Source organism: Streptomyces ficellus (genome assembly GCF_030406405.1).
In the GTDB taxonomy this organism is placed as follows: Bacteria; Actinomycetota; Actinomycetes; order Streptomycetales; family Streptomycetaceae; genus Streptomyces; species Streptomyces ficellus_B.
On the sequence record NZ_JAUEPL010000047.1, the window covers coordinates 25525 to 40879 of the forward strand.

At 68.2% G+C, this 15355-nt stretch carries 17 protein-coding genes and 1 pseudogene; 3 read left to right on the forward strand and 15 right to left on the reverse strand.

Going from position 1 to position 15355, the window contains the following annotated elements:
- Positions 1-176 precede the first annotated feature (176 nt).
- Positions 177-338 carry a hypothetical protein gene (locus QWM81_RS24985; RefSeq protein ID WP_290114601.1) on the forward strand — a complete coding sequence of 54 codons (162 nt, stop codon included), beginning with the start codon at positions 177-179 and terminating at the stop codon, positions 336-338.
- Positions 339-435: 97 nt separating this feature from the next.
- Here the strand turns inward: QWM81_RS24985 and QWM81_RS24990 are convergent, their stop codons facing one another.
- From QWM81_RS24990 to QWM81_RS25020, 8 genes are all read right to left on the reverse strand, one after another.
- Entirely contained in the window at positions 436-1107 is a 672-nt protein-coding gene (locus tag QWM81_RS24990; RefSeq protein WP_353938346.1) for an ATP-dependent DNA ligase, read from the reverse strand.
- A complete protein-coding gene (locus QWM81_RS29215; RefSeq protein ID WP_353938343.1) occupies positions 990-1448 on the reverse strand; it encodes an ATP-dependent DNA ligase in 459 nt (152 codons plus the stop codon). Before QWM81_RS29215 ends, QWM81_RS24990 begins: the two co-directional genes overlap by 118 nt.
- Positions 1449-1615: 167 nt before the next feature.
- Complete coding sequence (locus QWM81_RS24995) at positions 1616-2005, reverse strand: GntR family transcriptional regulator (protein WP_290114602.1); 390 nt, start codon at positions 2003-2005, stop codon at positions 1616-1618.
- Positions 2002-2763, reverse strand: coding sequence for a hypothetical protein (locus QWM81_RS25000; protein ID WP_290114603.1), 762 nt, complete (start codon positions 2761-2763; stop codon positions 2002-2004). The genes QWM81_RS24995 and QWM81_RS25000 overlap by 4 nt, the downstream gene beginning before the upstream one ends.
- 265 nt (positions 2764-3028) lie before the next feature.
- Entirely contained in the window at positions 3029-3895 is an 867-nt protein-coding gene (locus QWM81_RS25005; RefSeq protein ID WP_353938344.1) for an IS5 family transposase, read from the reverse strand.
- A gap of 7 nt (positions 3896-3902) precedes the next feature.
- The gene (locus QWM81_RS25010) at positions 3903-4316 is read right to left on the reverse strand and encodes a hypothetical protein (protein WP_290114604.1); all 414 of its coding nucleotides are present in this window, start codon (positions 4314-4316) and stop codon (positions 3903-3905) included.
- A 3-nt stretch (positions 4317-4319) separates the two neighbouring features.
- Positions 4320-5330: a DUF6192 family protein gene (locus QWM81_RS25015; protein ID WP_290114605.1), complete on the reverse strand. Its 1011-nt coding sequence runs from the start codon at positions 5328-5330 to the stop codon at positions 4320-4322.
- A gap of 1107 nt (positions 5331-6437) precedes the next feature.
- Positions 6438-6848 (reverse strand): Imm10 family immunity protein, encoded by a 411-nt coding sequence (locus QWM81_RS25020; protein ID WP_290114606.1) that lies wholly within the window; start codon positions 6846-6848, stop codon positions 6438-6440.
- 76 nt (positions 6849-6924) lie between these two features.
- On the opposite strand from QWM81_RS25020, the gene QWM81_RS25025 reads away from it, so the two are divergent.
- Positions 6925-8508 (forward strand): ISL3 family transposase, encoded by a 1584-nt coding sequence (locus QWM81_RS25025; protein WP_290114607.1) that lies wholly within the window; start codon positions 6925-6927, stop codon positions 8506-8508.
- Between the two features lie 324 nt (positions 8509-8832).
- Here the strand turns inward: QWM81_RS25025 and QWM81_RS25030 are convergent, their stop codons facing one another.
- From QWM81_RS25030 to QWM81_RS25060, 7 genes are all read right to left on the reverse strand, one after another.
- Positions 8833-9075 (reverse strand): hypothetical protein, encoded by a 243-nt coding sequence (locus tag QWM81_RS25030; RefSeq protein WP_290114608.1) that lies wholly within the window; start codon positions 9073-9075, stop codon positions 8833-8835.
- A 1914-nt stretch (positions 9076-10989) separates the two neighbouring features.
- Positions 10990-11637, reverse strand: a complete 648-nt coding sequence (locus tag QWM81_RS25035) for a hypothetical protein (protein ID WP_290114609.1) — start codon at positions 11635-11637, stop codon at positions 10990-10992.
- Between the two features lie 474 nt (positions 11638-12111).
- Positions 12112-12234, reverse strand: a complete 123-nt coding sequence (locus tag QWM81_RS25040; protein WP_290114610.1) for a hypothetical protein — start codon at positions 12232-12234, stop codon at positions 12112-12114.
- A gap of 238 nt (positions 12235-12472) precedes the next feature.
- Entirely contained in the window at positions 12473-12694 is a 222-nt protein-coding gene (locus QWM81_RS25045; RefSeq protein WP_290114611.1) for a hypothetical protein, read from the reverse strand.
- Positions 12695-13086: 392 nt separating this feature from the next.
- Entirely contained in the window at positions 13087-13458 is a 372-nt protein-coding gene (locus tag QWM81_RS25050; RefSeq protein ID WP_290114612.1) for a hypothetical protein, read from the reverse strand.
- Between the two features lie 131 nt (positions 13459-13589).
- Positions 13590-13733 carry a hypothetical protein gene (locus QWM81_RS25055; RefSeq protein ID WP_290114613.1) on the reverse strand — a complete coding sequence of 48 codons (144 nt, stop codon included), beginning with the start codon at positions 13731-13733 and terminating at the stop codon, positions 13590-13592.
- Between the two features lie 64 nt (positions 13734-13797).
- Positions 13798-14682 (reverse strand): hypothetical protein, encoded by an 885-nt coding sequence (locus QWM81_RS25060; RefSeq protein ID WP_290114614.1) that lies wholly within the window; start codon positions 14680-14682, stop codon positions 13798-13800.
- On the opposite strand from QWM81_RS25060, the pseudogene QWM81_RS25065 reads away from it, so the two are divergent.
- Positions 14675-15328: pseudogene (locus QWM81_RS25065) on the forward strand (helicase associated domain-containing protein); the annotation flags it as partial. The gene QWM81_RS25060 and the pseudogene QWM81_RS25065 overlap by 8 nt on opposite strands.
- Between the last annotated feature and the right edge of the window lie 27 nt (positions 15329-15355).

Here is a 15355-nt window from a genome sequence, read left to right on the forward strand (position 1 = left end):
GGATCGCCGACCGCGCGGCGCACACCCCCGCGGACGACACCACGCAGGTGTCTGCCGTTTCTGCTCCTCCGCCTTCTAGGAGAATCCCGATGGCTCGGGACCAGCACTCCCCCGCGTCCGCGCATCCTGATCCACCCAGCACGCCCGGGTCGGCCCCGGGAGGGAAGCCGGCGCTCTTGTCGCAGCGCACCGCGCTGATCCTCTTCATAGCCGTCGTCGTCGGCATTGGCGTCGGCGTCCTGACCTTCTTCGCCGAGAAGTCCTACCCCAAGGCAGTGCTTGCCGGTGTCGTCGCTGCCGCGGCCTGCACGGTAGGGCTACACAGCCTGATCGACTGACCTGCGGGGTCGGGCAGGACCTTCCTGTCCGGCCCCGCTCTCGCTTGCATCAGCGCAGGTCAGCGCTGGAGCTGCAGCGGTATTACACTTGGTGGGATCATCCGGCGGCTGGGGTGACGCCCTCACCGAATCGGGGTACGTCTGCCACGGTTGCGTCCAGGCGCGGCCGTACGAAGCGCAGGGGGTGTCTCCACGCGCCTCGGTCGATCGCGGTGTCAGCGTCGACTTCGGCTACCAGCTCGGGCGCGACCAGGGTGACGTTCAGGGGTTCGCGACTTCCCCAGCTGGAAGAAAAGCGCACGCCGGCCCACGGGTGGTCGGCCTCGGCTGGGCGGACGTATTGAGCGACCTGGAGGGTGGTCTCCGGCCTCAGCGGCACGGTTCGGCCGACCAACCGCAGCACGCCGTCCTTGTCGTACCGGCCCAGGACGAGAATGCGCGGTCGGGGGAGCGTGCCCGTGATGCCGCCGACGACGGCTTCGGTGGTGTGGCGGCGCCGGATTTTGAACCAGCCCCTGGCCGAGGGCAGATAGCGCTGTGATCGCCCCTTGATCACCAAGCCCTCCACGCCCTGGACCTCGGTCCAGGACTCCAGCCACTCCTGCGCCACAGCGACGTCGGTCGTCATCGGGCAAAGCGTCCACGGCGGCGTCAGCTCGTACTGGGTGAACAGGTCCTGCAGTACGGCGCGGCGGCGGTCGTACGGCTCGATGAGCAGTTCGCGACCGTCGATCTGAAGGACGTCGAAGGCGATGAAGTGGGCGGGCAGCGCGCCGGCGAGCTGCTCGGCTGTGCGGCCGCCGGCGGAACGCGGCGTTGCAGTGCCTCAAAGGACAGCCGCCCCTCCGACCACACGACGAGCTCGCCGTCGAGGACCAGGCCGTACGGAAGCTGCGCCGCCGCGGTAACGAGGTCGGGGAAGTGCTGCTGGATCAGGCTGCCGCGTCGGGACTGCAGGAGCACCGGCACGCCCGGTCCGGCCGGGGTGAACAGCAGGCACCTGTAGCCGTCGAACTTGGCCTCGAACGCGAGCCCGCCGGGCAGGACGCCGGGGTCGGGGAGGGTCTCCCGGGCCTGGGCGAGCATCGGTTCCACCGGGGGGCGTAGCACCAGGTCCTCGTTCCTGACAGGGAGCCGTGCCGCTCGGGGGTGGGCACGGCTCCCCGACTGTGGGGTCGCAGCCGGCCCGGTCCTGTCAGCGGACGCAGCTGCTCCTCCCTGTCTACGGCTCAGTGCCTGTTTCTCAACCTGAGGCGCGGACTGGTGGTCTGTCTGGGTCACGGCTTGTCGAGACTTGCGAGGGCATGCCGGATTGCGGCGAGGGCTTCCTCGTCGGTGGCATTGAGCTGTCTGACGGCAGCCGCGTAGTACCTTGCGTGCTCCGCCAGCTTCGCCTTGATGTCGGTGGTGGCCGACGGGGCAATGACCTGAGTACCAGAGCCTCGGCGGCTCCTGACAAGGCCTGCGGTCTCGAGTTCGCGGTAGGCCCGCACCACGGTGTTGTTAGCCAGTCCGAGGTCGGAGGCCAGCTGGCGCACGGACGGCAGTCTGGCCCCCTGCCCCAGCCGACCGACCGAGATGAGATCAGCTAGCTGGGCGCGGAGTTGCTCATACGGAGGGACAGGGGACGCGTGGTTGACGCGGATACTGATGCCGTTGGTCGTCATGGCCGAGCCTTGACGTAGGCCTGCGGCAGCAACAGGACGCCCAGACAGTGCCCCACGGTCACTGCAGAGGTGAAGGCAGCGACGACTAGCCCCCAGAGGGCAACGTCCATCAACGCGCCCCCGCAGGGCATGCTGAGAAGCACGACGAAGCCCATCGCCAACGAGACGGCGAAGAGAGGAGCGGCCACCAGCACTCCCCATGCACCGACAGCAGCCCGGGCGTTGATGCGGCGTTGATCGTCGTTCCCGGAGCGTGCAGTGACACGGCGCAGGAGCAGTACGCAGGCGGCGGTACCGAGGGCGAGACCGCCGAGAGCCGGCCAGGCGTAGTAGGGGCCGGGCCAGGGTGAGAGCAGGTGGGTGCCGGCCGGACACGTGACGGACAAAGCACGCCCTGGACGACCGTCAGAGTCCGCCGAGGCCGTCGTGGCGGCAACGATCAGCAGGGCCAGCAAGGCGACAGCCTGCGCGGCCAATGCAGCCGTCAGGGATGGGGGCACATAGTCCCGGATCCGGCGCGGAGTCACTTCGGCTGCTCGTAGCCAGCCAGGACTCGGGCGTGCGATGACGTCTGCTGCAAACACGCCGGCCATGACGCACAGACCGAACACGGGAAAACCGTAGAGCAGGTCCACATCAGGTTCGGGACTGAAGGTGACCAGCGTGTTGACAGCCAGACCGGTCGCCGCGCCGGCCCATCGAACAGGGGTGCGCAGCCCCGCCCGCCAAGTGCCTTCCGTCCCTGCAGCAGCAGACATGCCGATTCCCTTCCCTCCCACAAGGTGTATTAACTACCTGACACAATTACCCAAGGGTTTGAACTGTGTCAAGGAGTTGACACGCTTGGCACCAGGTGACCGCCGTCCGGCAGTCTTCTGGACTGCCGGAGTTCGCGTCAGGCGCCGGGTCATCAGAGTGATGAGTGACCAGGTCAGACTCGGGGTGCTGTGGCAGAGCCTGGGTGCCTTGCGCTGGCATCAGCGGTTCGGCAGGGAGGGAGGGCCAGAGTCGGCTGAGCAGTAGTCAGTCGGCGGGCCGGTTCTTCTTCGTCCAGCTGTCGGTGCGGTGGCCTTTCCGGGCAAGGCGACGGGTCATGAGGGTGATGAAGGCCCAGTTCAGGTGGGCTTCGGAGTGTTGGGGCAGCCGCTCGTAGTCCCGGCAGTTGCGTCGGGCGTTCATGATCCAGCCGATGGACCGTTCGACCTTCCAGCGGCGGGGCAGCACGACGAACCCCTTGGTGCCCTTGGGCCGAATGACGGGCCGGAGAGTCAACCACAGGTGGTCCGCGGCCCAGTTGGGCAGCAGGTCGCGGGAGTAGGCGGAGTCCGCCCAGACCTGGGTGATCTGTGGGTGTGTGAGTCGCAGCCGCCAGAGCAGGTCCCTGGCGATGATCTCGTCGCGGGCATCGCCGGGCGTCACTGTGATCATCACGGGCAGGCCGAGCGTGTCGACCACGATGTGTCTCTTGCGCCCGTTGATTTTCTTTCCGGCGTCGTAGCCGCGGCTGTCCTTGCCGACGGTGGAGGCCGCCTTCACGGACTGGGAGTCGACGATCAGCGTCACCGGGAAGGAGCAGCGGCCCTTGTCCGTGCGGATCCGCCGGCGGAGCTGGTCGTGGATGAAGGCGACCATCCCGGCCCGGTTCCAGCGCCAGAAGAACCCGTAAACGGTCTGCCAGGGAGGGAAATCTGCGGGTAGGGCTCTCCATTTGGCGCCGTTGTCGACGATGAAGCGGATCGCGTCGACGATGTCCCGCCGCGGCCACTTCTCCGGGTGTCCGCCGGTCTTGGTCCGGCAAGCCGGGACCGGCAGCAACGGCTCGATCAGGGCCCACTCGGCAACCGAGGTGTCGGAGGGGTAGCGGCAGGGGCGGCGGGATGAGTGACGCATCGAGGACCTACTTCGTCAACTGGGCCAGGGTCGCGCGGACGCCTGTGAGCTGGGCGGATGCCAGCTGGGCCCATTCGTCGTCCGGGTAGCGGGCCAGGTGCGGATCCAGCGTGCCGGTGATCATCCGGGTGAGCCGGCCGAGGATGAGGCGGAACTGTTGCTTCTCGTATTCGATCCAGTCCGCCGGGTCGTCGGAGAACATGTATCCGTCCCGCCGGCGCCAGATGATCGGGGTGAGGTGTTCGGCCGCCCCGACGTCCCGAAGGTGCCGGATCCCACGTTCGACCTGGGATTGCGTCAGTCGGGTGGCGGTGATGAGCTGTCTGGTCTGGAGGCCGGCGGGGCGGGCTTCGATCAGGGCGACGCGGACCAGGTCGCCGTAGTGCTCGGCGAGGGGCAGGGCCTCCCGGCGCCTCGGCATGGCCTACTCGCCCTTGAGGAGTTTGGCGAGCTGCTCGTCCAGGGTGAACTCGCCGTTGTCGACTGCGGCTTCGAGCCAGTCGGCCGCGGCCCGGACCTTGGAGATGCCGCGGCGGACGGTTTCGCGCTCGTCGTCGGTGAACTCCTGGCCCCGCATGCGGGGGACGAGCCGTCCGAGGGTGGCGACGAACTGGTGGCAGGAGCCGACCAGGTCGAGGTATTCGATGGTGTGCTCGATCTTGCGGACGGCCGGGGTGCGTTCGCGGATCGTCTCGCGGACCTGGGCGGAGTTGTCGAACTGGGCCCGGTTGACTAGGAACCGGGCGGTGTCGTCTCGCATCGTCTCCCGGGCGACGTGCGGCCTTTTCAGCAGGTCGGTGGTCACCTGCTTGGCAACGTCGTCGTCCCGGGTGAGCTCGCGGACGACGCGGACACGGTCATCGGGGGTGATCTGTGCCGCGGCGGCCGGCCGCGACAGCAGGTCGACGGTCACCCGGGAGGCGACCTCCTCGTCCCGGGTCAGGTCGGTGACGGCCTGGACCTTCTCCTCCAGTGTCACCGGCCGGTCGACCCGCTGTCCGACCAGGCGTTTCGCCGCGTCCGGTGTCCACTGCCGCTTACCCGTGCGCGAGTTGAAAGGGGCGTCCTCGATCGCCGCCCACCGCTCGTCCTCGTCCTGGATAGAGGCCAGGATCTTGTGGACGGTGAACGACACGCCGTCCTTGCGCTTGGCCGACGGCCAGCGTGAGGAGGTCCACCGCCAGTCCTCGACCGTCGAGCGCGCGACGCCGATGTCGTCGGCGAACATCTGCAACGACTCCTCGACGGTGAACAGGTCATCGGTGCCGTTGGGCATCGACCCGCCCACCGGCCGCATCGGCTCGATCTCCAGAGCCTTGTCACCCAGCGCGAACTGGGCTTTCGACATCTGGTTGATCAGGTCGCGGGCCTCGGCGACGAGCTGTTCGTAACGAGTTCGAGTGACGTTGCCGATCCGGTCTGAAACGCTGATCACCGCCCTCGCCCAGGGCCGGATCAACCACCCCGTGGCGGCTGAATGAGGGGCTCCGGCCCAGGCCGGCTTCCACCGTGACGCGGACCCAATGTGACGGGGCAGAGCGCGAACCGGGGGCGCTCGAAGCACCTGTTGGCCGTCCCCGACAGCCGTGCAAAACGGCTGTGACCCGTGATAACGCGGTGCCGTTCGCCTACGGCGTTTCGGTAACACCGTTCCGCGACGCTGCCCTCTGACGGCAGGCACGGACCCGGCACCGCGACGAACAGTAGACCGCCGACCGAGACCGCTCGACCCCCACGGTCCACGAACGACCGCAAACCGGGCACTCGACCTGATCGCCACGCTGCATCAAGGCAACCCGATGCCGGGCCCGCTGAAGCCTCCGCCACCGCCTCGACCTGCACCGACCCGAGCAGAACACCGCCTCCGCCGCCATCGACGACGCAAGCGGATCACCACACTCCCGGCAGTACCGCCGGCTCAACCCGCCAGACGCCACACCCCAGATCATCCAGCCGTACGCACCTCACGGCCAGCGTTCAAAAACACCTACTAATTCCAGGACTCCAAGGTCCGCCACCTCATCAGCCGTGCGCGGCACCGCCGGACCGCACGGGCGCACGCCGTGTCCAGAGCTCAAGGCTCGTGAGGAAAAACGCGTCACCGTACGGCAGCTCATCCATCGAGGATCCCGAACCTGACAGGCCCGTGAGGGCAGAACGTGCGAGGACCGGCCGGCACCCAGCGCCACCGGTCTTTTCAAAGACCTCGCACGGTCGGAGGTGTCGTAGGGGTCACCACGGCACCGACCGGACCACACACGTCCTGCCCCGGCAGACACCGCCCGCCGGGCCCATCAGAGACCCAGAACCTCTAGTTACTAACGAATTAGAGGTGTCGGCGTCGGAATCCGGCTTGCCCACAGGGTCTGACCAGCGCAAACGCTCAAGATCCCGGAAGGGGGGTTCACACCTCCGGTAGTACCTCCGGTGCAACTTTGGGGCTCTGGCAAGATTTTCGTAGCCGGAGATCATCTCGGGTGACACGGTCGGCCGGTCCGCGTAACGTGCTGCCGACGGTCACGTATTCCGCACAGGTGGTGCGTCAGATACCTACACGGGTGGGCACTGCGTCTGCACGCCCGTATCCGAGCACCTGAGCGAGGACTTCGCGGAACTGCCTGATGTCCTCGGCTGGTGCTTCGATAACGGTCTCGATCTCGGGGTCGGTTAGCCGCAGGTCTGCCAGCGCTTCAGGGTCGAGTGCGATGCGGAGAACGTTGCCCGTCAGGACGGCTTCTCGCACACAGCCGTACGCGGTGCCCTGTCCGGCTGTGACCAGGCAGTGTGTATCCATCCCGAGGGCGACCTCCTGGTCATCAGGCTCCTCTTCTCCTGCCATGAACATCATGATGAAACCGCTTCCATCCTCACCCTCGGCAAGAGCGGCTTCGGTGAAGTACCCGTCAGGATCGATCTCGGTCTTGGCGGCACGGGCGGTAAATCGGTATGTCATGACGGGGTTCTATCAGTGCGCCCAGCCGTGCCGTGAGGCAGGGGCGAGCGCGATGTTCTGCCGTCACGCTGAGGTGGTGACCGAGACCTACGTGAGGAATTGCGTGGGCGTCCCCACGGGCAGCCTGTGGCTGTGCTCTGTCGAACTTGTCAGTTTTTTACCACAGTTGGCCAACGTGCTGGTGGTCTCGGTCGATGTTTCCGATGCTGTCGTGGTGGTCCAAGCCCGCACGAGGTCCGCTGATCCAGCGGAATGCATGGGATGCGGTCAGCTCAGCGATCGGTGCCACAGCCGCTATGTGCGGCGCCTCGCCGACGTCACTCTCGCAGGCCGACCTGTGCGCATCGACTTGTCCGTACGCCGTCTGTACTGCGAAAACGTGACATGCCCGAAGGTGACCTTCGCCGAACAGATAGCAGGGCTGACCACGCGCTACCAACGGCGGACCCCGCAACTGCAGCGCCGGGTGGAGGACGTCGGCGTGGTGCTGGCAGGCCGGGGCGGTGCTCGGATGCTGCGGATCTTGAACATCAGGCTCTCGCGGTGCACCGTCCTGTCCCAGCTGATGCGGGTTCCGCTTCCGCCGCTGGTGACGCCCCGGGTGCTGAGTGTGGACGACTTCGCGCTCTACGGCGACACCTATGGAACCCTCCTGGTCGACGCCACCACCCGTCTCCCGCTCACCCTCTGGGAAGGACGTGATGCCGACCAGCTCAGCCGGTGGCTCCGTGAACATCCCGGTGTCGAGGTCGCCTGCCGTGACGGCTCCCTCACATACCGGCAAGGCATCGCGGGCGGAGCCCCAGATGCGGTGCAGGTCAGCGACCGTTTCCATCTCTGGCAGGGCCTCTCCCGCCGCGTCCAGGACATCGCCTCCGCCCACCGCGGCTGCCTGCCCGCGGCACTACCCGCGGCCAGCGAGAGTGATCCCGCACCGGCCGAGGAGGCCGCCGGGAACACCGCGGAAGACAGTCGGGCCGCACGCCATGCCCGCAGGCTGTTCGAGGCCGTTCAGGCCCTGACCCGCACCGGCCGGAGCCACAGCTCCGTGGCCCGCGAGCTCGGCCTGGACCGCCGCACGGTCGGCAAATACGCCCGGGCCCGGACCTGGCAGGAGGTGATGCGCCGTCCGCCCCGCAAGCCCTCCACTCTGGACCCCTACCTCGACTACCTGCAGCAACGCTGGGACGAGGGTGAGCACAGCGCGAAGATCCTGCACGAGGAACTCCAAGCCAAGGGCTACCTCGGCCACTATCAGCGCGTGAAGATGGCCGTCGCACCCCTCAGGCGAGGCCTGCCCCTGGACGAACCACGCGAGCGACCGCCCTCCCCGCGTGAAGCCGCCCGCTGGATCACCACCCACCCCCACCGCCGCAACCTCCACATCAACGACCGCCTGCCCCGGCTCCTCAACCACTGCCCTGAACTCAGGCAGACGCACGACCTGGTCCGACGGTTCGCCGCCATGCTCGACAACCACGACGCGACACCCCTCCAGGACTGGCTGGACGACCTGCAGGCAGCGGCCTGGCCCCTCTTGGCGGCCTCGCCGGAGCCCTCCGCGAAGACCGGCACGCCGTCGCCCAGGGAATCACCATCCCCTACAACTCCGGCGTCAACGAAGGCCGCATCACCGACGTCAAACTGCAAAAACGCCTGATGGCCGGCCGCGCTGGCGTCCCTCTCCTCCGCCACCGCGTCGTTCTGATCGCCCACCTACGCCGCCGCTACGCGGACCGGCCGCCCGTGTCACCGAGATGATCTCCGGCTACGAAAATCTTGCCAGAGCCAACTTTGGGTGCACCTGTGCAGACAACTGTGGGGACACCTCTGGGAGCAACCCGCAAATCCTCTCAAAAGGCTCTGGCTACGGGCGGAGTGAGGGTGGCCTCCTTGGCGGGCTTGCCGACGACGCCCGCCGGGCCGGCGACGTTCGAGGGGCGTGGCGGTGTACCGGTGTTGTCGGGCGGTGACGGGGCGGGCGTCATGACCGGCGGCGCAGCAGAGCTATTCCGCTGAAGATCGCTGCTGCGGCGGTGGCTATCGCGGCGAAGAGGCCGACTGCGGCTCCGACCGGTGCGGCGGCGTTGGGGTGCTGCCAGGAGACGTAGGCGACGGCGGCACACATCAAGCCCACGAGGATGACGACCAGGGCGGTGACGGCGGCGATGAGGACGGTCAGGGCCGTGCGCAGGCGGCTGGGGTCGGGACCGGTCGGGGCGGACATGGAAGACCTCCTGGTGGCAGGTGTGTTCGAGTTCGGCGGAGCGTGGACTGCCCGCACTCCTTGGGCCCTGGGGATGCGGCACGACATTGGTGGTCGGTTGGTGCGGAGCTCCCCGGCGGTGTGGCCACACCTTGGGCGAGGCGGGGGTTAGCCGTGCAACCGCCGATCACTCTGGACCGCAAAAGAGCCCCATTCAATGCTGTGACCAGGGGTTTTGATGGCTGGTCAGCATTGATTGGGGCCCAGTGCTCTGCTAGGCGTCCTGGAATTTCGTTATGTAGGGGTGGGGGCAGGATGTGACAGCCGAGTGACGCACATCACATAACCGGGGTCGGCAAGCCTTCCTGGCGGACGGCTTGCCCAGCACCCCTCCAGGCTTGCCGAGCACCCGTAAAGGCTTGCCCGGCCCCGCCGTTATGCCCCGGAGGCGGGCTGCGGCACGGCCCCGGGGTCGGCCGGCCCCGTACCGAGCGGGCGCCGCCGTCCAGGCCTCGGCCGACCGGACGGGGTCGACCGCTCGGCAATCCATTCGGCATCAGCCACCCGCTCCGCCGCCGTACGTGCGCGAAGATCACGCGGGGCAGGCTCGGTGATGTCGGGGCCGGATCCCAGCGGCCGACGACGTGCAGCGCTCATCCCCGCAGTCTCCCCGACCGAAGATCGAACGGCGCCCGAGGTACCGATCCGAAAGGTCGCGCCCTGAGTCGCATCCTGAGTCGCGCCCTCAGTCGCGTCCTGGGTCGCGTCCTGGGTCGCAGCCTAGGACGCGTCCTGGGTCGCACCAGGGACGAGCACGCCGACGGCCATACAGGCGGCTGAGCTGGGCGTACGAGGCGCTTGCGCGGCTTGGCGGACGCCGACTACTTGTCCTGGACGAATGCGCGTGAGACGTCCGGTGCCAAGAGTGATCGACGGCCCTGCCGCAGGTGACCGTGCCGGAGGCCAGCCAGGTTGCGGCAGGGCCGTCGCGGACCCAGGCTCCCGCGTTGACCGCTCGGCTGGGTCCGTGCTTCCTTACCGGGTCTGCCACCAGTGGAGGAGCAACAGGAACGCTCCGCTGCCGACCGCCTTGACGCTCATACGGGTCGCCTCATCGGCGGCGGTCCGCATCAGCGCACGGGCACGGCGCCGCGCCGTACGAGGCAGTTTCCCTGGGTCAGCCCCGAGAGGCGGGCCGGGAAGGTGGCGGCAGTCAGGGCTTTGACAGAGGGGGCACGTACCCTCGGGGTAGTCGGTATTGATCGTGGGCCTCCTTTGGAACGCGATCGGACTGAGCGAAGGCGGCCTCCTGTTCCAGCAGGGGGCCGCCGCCGGTTTCCCGACGAAAGCCCGCAAGGCCGTGCCCACCATTGTGCGGACCTCTACTGACAACCGTGGGGGCCGGCCGGTACCGCTTTACGCGTCAACCGCCGCGTCACGGAGGCGGCTTGCGATCACCTGCTCACCCTGGCCAACGCCGCTGGTCAACGGCGTACAGCCCTCAGACGGCCTACGCCACACGTGATGCACCGCACAAGTCACGCTTCCCGTCCGGCGTGTCGCCCCACCCCATCTGCCCAAGTCACCCGGCGATCCGGAGAGGTGGCGGCATCTCGACGCGTGAAGTCGGTGATCTCCTGTTACCGCTTGTGGTGGGCCCCGCCCGAGAACGCGCACGGCAGGCCTCCCACCAGCGGTTGGCGGGACAGGCTGATGTACGTACCCGGACGGATGGCGTGGGCCAGACTCGTACCAGACGACGAACTCGTCGACCAGGAGGTCGGACTTCTTGTAGTCCTGGTCGGAGATCTTCGTGCCGACGTGCACCTTGTTCGGCTCGACAAAGACCACGTCGAAGGTGGTGACGGTTACCGCGCCTGTGCCCCTGCCCTTCCGCACCGGAGCCCAAGACGATGCGAAGAAGGTCGAACTTCATCAAAGAAGCGACCCGGACGTTGACGATCTTGCCGTCGACTCGTCCAGTTCCAGCTCGGGGAACTTGCCCTCGCGGACATCCAGGAAGGGGCACTCCCCGGTGTGGCCCTCGATACGCCGCGGTCGCACAGTTTGTGCAAGCTGGATCTTGGACGGGGGCCACGGATCCGCCGCCCGGCAGCGGTGACCTTGGTGGGTCGGTCTGATGCTGGGGTCGTGGCCAGGGAAGATAACGTCATGACGACGCGCCCGATGCTGACCCAGCGGGACGCCGCCACCGCGTGCGGCGTCAGCCGCTCCACCATCCGCCGCCGCCGCGAGGACGGTGCCTTCCCTAATGCCGTCCAGGACCCGGCGCGCGGCTGGCTCATCCCCGTCGACGACCTCCTCGCCGCCGGCTTCCGCCTCCACGCCCCAGCCCCGCCGGACGAACCCGGCCAGCCCCCGGCCACGGCCCCGGCCGCCCTGACCGCCGAGGGGGGCCACGGCCAGGACGCGGCCACCCTGCGTGCCGAACTCGAGCGCGTCCGCCAGGAGCACGCCCTGGAACTGGCCCAGGCCCAGTACGGCAAGCAACTCGCCCAGGCCGAAGCCGAGCATCTGCGCCAGCAGCTCGCCGCCAAGGGCGAGCACATCGCCGACCTTCAAAAAGCGCTCCAGGCTCTGATGCCAGCCCCGGAGCGGGCGGCCCTCCCTCAGTCGGCCACCCCGGCCGTCCCCGCTCAGGCCCACCACGGACCGGCGCAGGAGCAGCGGCCGCTGAGGCCGAGGATGGGCAGCGCCGGCGGTGGTGGCGCCACTGATGATCAGTGCCGTACTTCGGCTCGTCGAACTCGAGGATGTCAGCGAAGTTCTTCAGGAAGGTGTTCTTCCTTGCCTTGTACGACCATCTCGATCGCCAAGGAGGAGCTGCTGAGCGCCGCCGCGGGCCCCTTTAACGCGGTTCCCGTACGATGCTGAAAGTTGCCTCCCGTGAGGGAGAACAGCGAAGGACCCACCACCGGGGGCAACCGGTGACAGGCCCTTCGCCCGCGCAGCGTCAGTGAGCCCGGCCGTCTACTCACCGGCCGGGCTCACTGCTGAGTCCCTGCCGCGTACGTCCGCGCCCACATCTCCTCGGGGTTACCCGATGAGCCGCAGCACGTTGTCGATGACCACTGTGACTACGGGCGCCCACGCGATGCTGAGCCACTGCCGGTATGACAGCCGGTGCTCACATCCGAGGCACGTGTCGCGGGTGTCCATCGGCTCCTCCTTCCTGACCCCGTAAAAGCCCCGAGGCCGGGGCACTCCACCGCTGATCGGTGGAGAGCAAGAGGGGTCAAGCCGGTTGGAGCTGCCACCACGATAGATGTGCCACCCGACACTTCAGACCGAGGAACCACAACTTGTGGGGGCCAGCAGAGGGGCAAAGGCCCCTGATCTGCACGTCCCAGCAACGGCCTGGCCTGACCCCGAGCGCGAACCGGGGCAAACCCGCAGCTCAGGCCCGGGACGAGGACCACTGGCACGGCACCCCGCCCACGAGAAAGTTCTGGAACAGCTCGAGGATGACGAGGACGACGATCCGCTCCTCGTCGTTGTTCTCGTTGAAGATGATGCCGACATCGCACCCGCGGAAGTACCGGAAGTCGTCGAAGATGTACTGCCTGAACTCGTGGATGAAGCGGGACCGGGATACCCAAGCGGTACGCCGACCGCGCACGGCCGCCCACCGTGACGCCAGCCGCGCGTACGACGCAGCCAGCGGCCGCAGACGTCCTCCATCCAGGACCCGCTCGTCAATCGGTGGAACTCGTCGAGGATGTAGATCTCGCCGATGCTGGCCACACCGCCTCCCGCACACATCTCCACGCTCCCCCGCCGAGAACGGCGGGCATGGCTATGTAGGTGAGTTCCAGGAACATCTGTCGCTCAGCAGCGAGAACGCCCGGATCCACGGGAGAGTGATGTCGCCGAGTTCTGGAAACACCTGGGTGCTTGCTTCGGGACCATGGTTGTGCTCTGCACGACGAGGGGCCCCGTGCTGCCGAAGTCCAAGGTCGATCTGTACGCGGCGAACAACAGCCGGTCAGCTGAACTGAGACGGACCAGCACTCACTGAGCATCGCCGCAGACCCCGAAGACACAAGCGACCCACTGATTCATCCGGGCCTCGAAGTCCGACGCTGAGGCGATGCCCGAGGCCGGGAGAGAACCCGCGTCGTCGAGGCCGGCGATGAAGTCCACGTCGGCCCAGCCACCCCGGAATAGCACAACCGACAGCTCCGCCTCTCCCGGACCAGAGATGACCACGCCGACCGAGTCCGGGTCATGCACCCGAGCCCTGTCGGTCTCCAGAGGCTGGGGCCACGACGCCTCGGCATCCCTCCAGGTCACCTGGCCCACTTCGAGGCCGGCCAACCTCCAGCCCACCGTCCGGCCAGCCACAACCGCAGCCACCTCGTCAAGATCAACAACCCTGTCCATGAGGGGATCATCCCTCATGGACGAACCCGGCGGTCCGGGAATCCGGCACCAAGACCGCGAGGCAAGGGCGCCAGCCGTTCCTACTTCTCACCGACATCTTCAGGGCTGCCGGCCCGCGGTCGTTCTCAGAATTACCCGACAACCGTTCCTGCTTCTGACCTACGCAGCCACTCGCTCGTGTCGGCGACGACGCGCAGCGCGTGCTCGCTCCACACCCGGCCCGTACGGTGCACGTCGCGCCGTACGACCGTCTGGCCCGTCTCGAAGCGGTGCATCGCGCCCTCCCTCACCATCCCGTCCGGGGCGGCTTGCCCAGGCTCCCCTTGGGCTTGCCCGCGGCTACCGGCGCCGCCCGACCCCGAACACGCCGCGGCTCCTGGCCGTCGCCGGTGGTTCGGCCGCCGCGCGGGCCGCGGCCTCTTCCGCCTGACGGCGGGCGAGGCGTTCGGCTTCGGCCCGAGCGCTCGCCGCGTCCGCGCACGGCCCGCCCAGGCCGTCGCTCTCGCTGCCCCAGGACCGGCCCCGGCCGCGCACCGCGTCCCAGCGGTCGTCGATGAACTTCACCCCGCAGCTGGTGCACACCGGTCGCCGCGCCTCCCGCTCGGCGGCCTCCCGCTCCGCCTTCCGTCGCCGGGCCCGCTCCCACTGCACCACGTACAGCCGGTCGCCGTCCGGGTTGTCCAGCGCCTCGCACAGCGTCTGCCACTCATCGCGCCCGAGCCGCCGCCACACCTTCCCCGCGGCCCCGGCCGGGTCGGCGGTGATCCGCTCCAGCTCGGTGACGACCATGGGCACCGCCCGGTGGCAGTCGACGGCCGTGATCCCCGCCCCGCTGCCCGGGTACGGGGCGCCGGCGAAGTACGGGCGGGCAGCCTGCTCCAGGCGCATCCGGCTCTCCCTCTGCGCCGCCGTCTTCCCGGTGAACACGAACGCCACCGGCACATAACCCTCCCGGCCGGTCGCCGGGTAGAGGCGCGACCACAGCCGGAAGCCGTGGCCCCCCCGGGCCGCCTTCTCCTTGATCGCATCCGCCTTCGGCGCCAGGAGCTCGAACCACTCGGTGTACCGGCGCAGCTTGTCCACCAGCTCGTCGACGGGCTCGGTGACGCGGTCGACCTCGAGGAGCATCGCGGGCACTGAAGCGTCCGGGGCGCGCATCGTCAGGTCGGCGTACTTGATGTAGCCGTACGGCAGGCGGTGGGCGATCTCGGTCTGCCAGGACACCCTCTGGGATGACCCGGCTGGCAGCGGACCCGTGCCGGTTGGCCAGCACATGGCCAACCTCCGCCGCAAGGGCGGCCTCGGCAAGAACCCGCAGCGCGCGGAGGCCCGGGCCGCGCAGCGCGCGGAGGCCCGGGCCGCGCAGCGCGCGGAGATCGACCCGGACTGGAACTGCCCCTGGCCACTCGACTGGCAGAGGCACTACAAGGTGCTCGCCGACCTCGTAGACGCCGACGGCCACCTCCCCGACATCCAGCCCGGCGTGCTCTTCGACGGCGACGACCTGGGCAAATGGCTCGCCAGAATGCAAGAGTCGAGTACTTGGGCGCAGTTGTCGGAAGAGCAACAGCAGCGGCTGACCACGCTGGGCATCAAACCGCTCGAGGCCCCGTCCCCCGCCCCCGGGGCTCCTCGTACGGCGAAGGGCCCGACCAAGGCGCAGCAAGCCTTTCAACGCGGACTCGCGGCCCTCACCCAGTGGATCGAACGAGAAGGACAACGGCCGGTGCCCCGGAAGGCGGTGGTGACCTTGCCCGACGGGACCGAGACCAAGCTCGGCATCTGGTACAGCAACACCAAGGCCAGGCGCGACAGGCTTGACGACGACCAGCTCGCCGCGCTGGCCGCGCTCGGCATCGACTGGGCATGAGGCGTACCAAACACGTACACAGCGCGC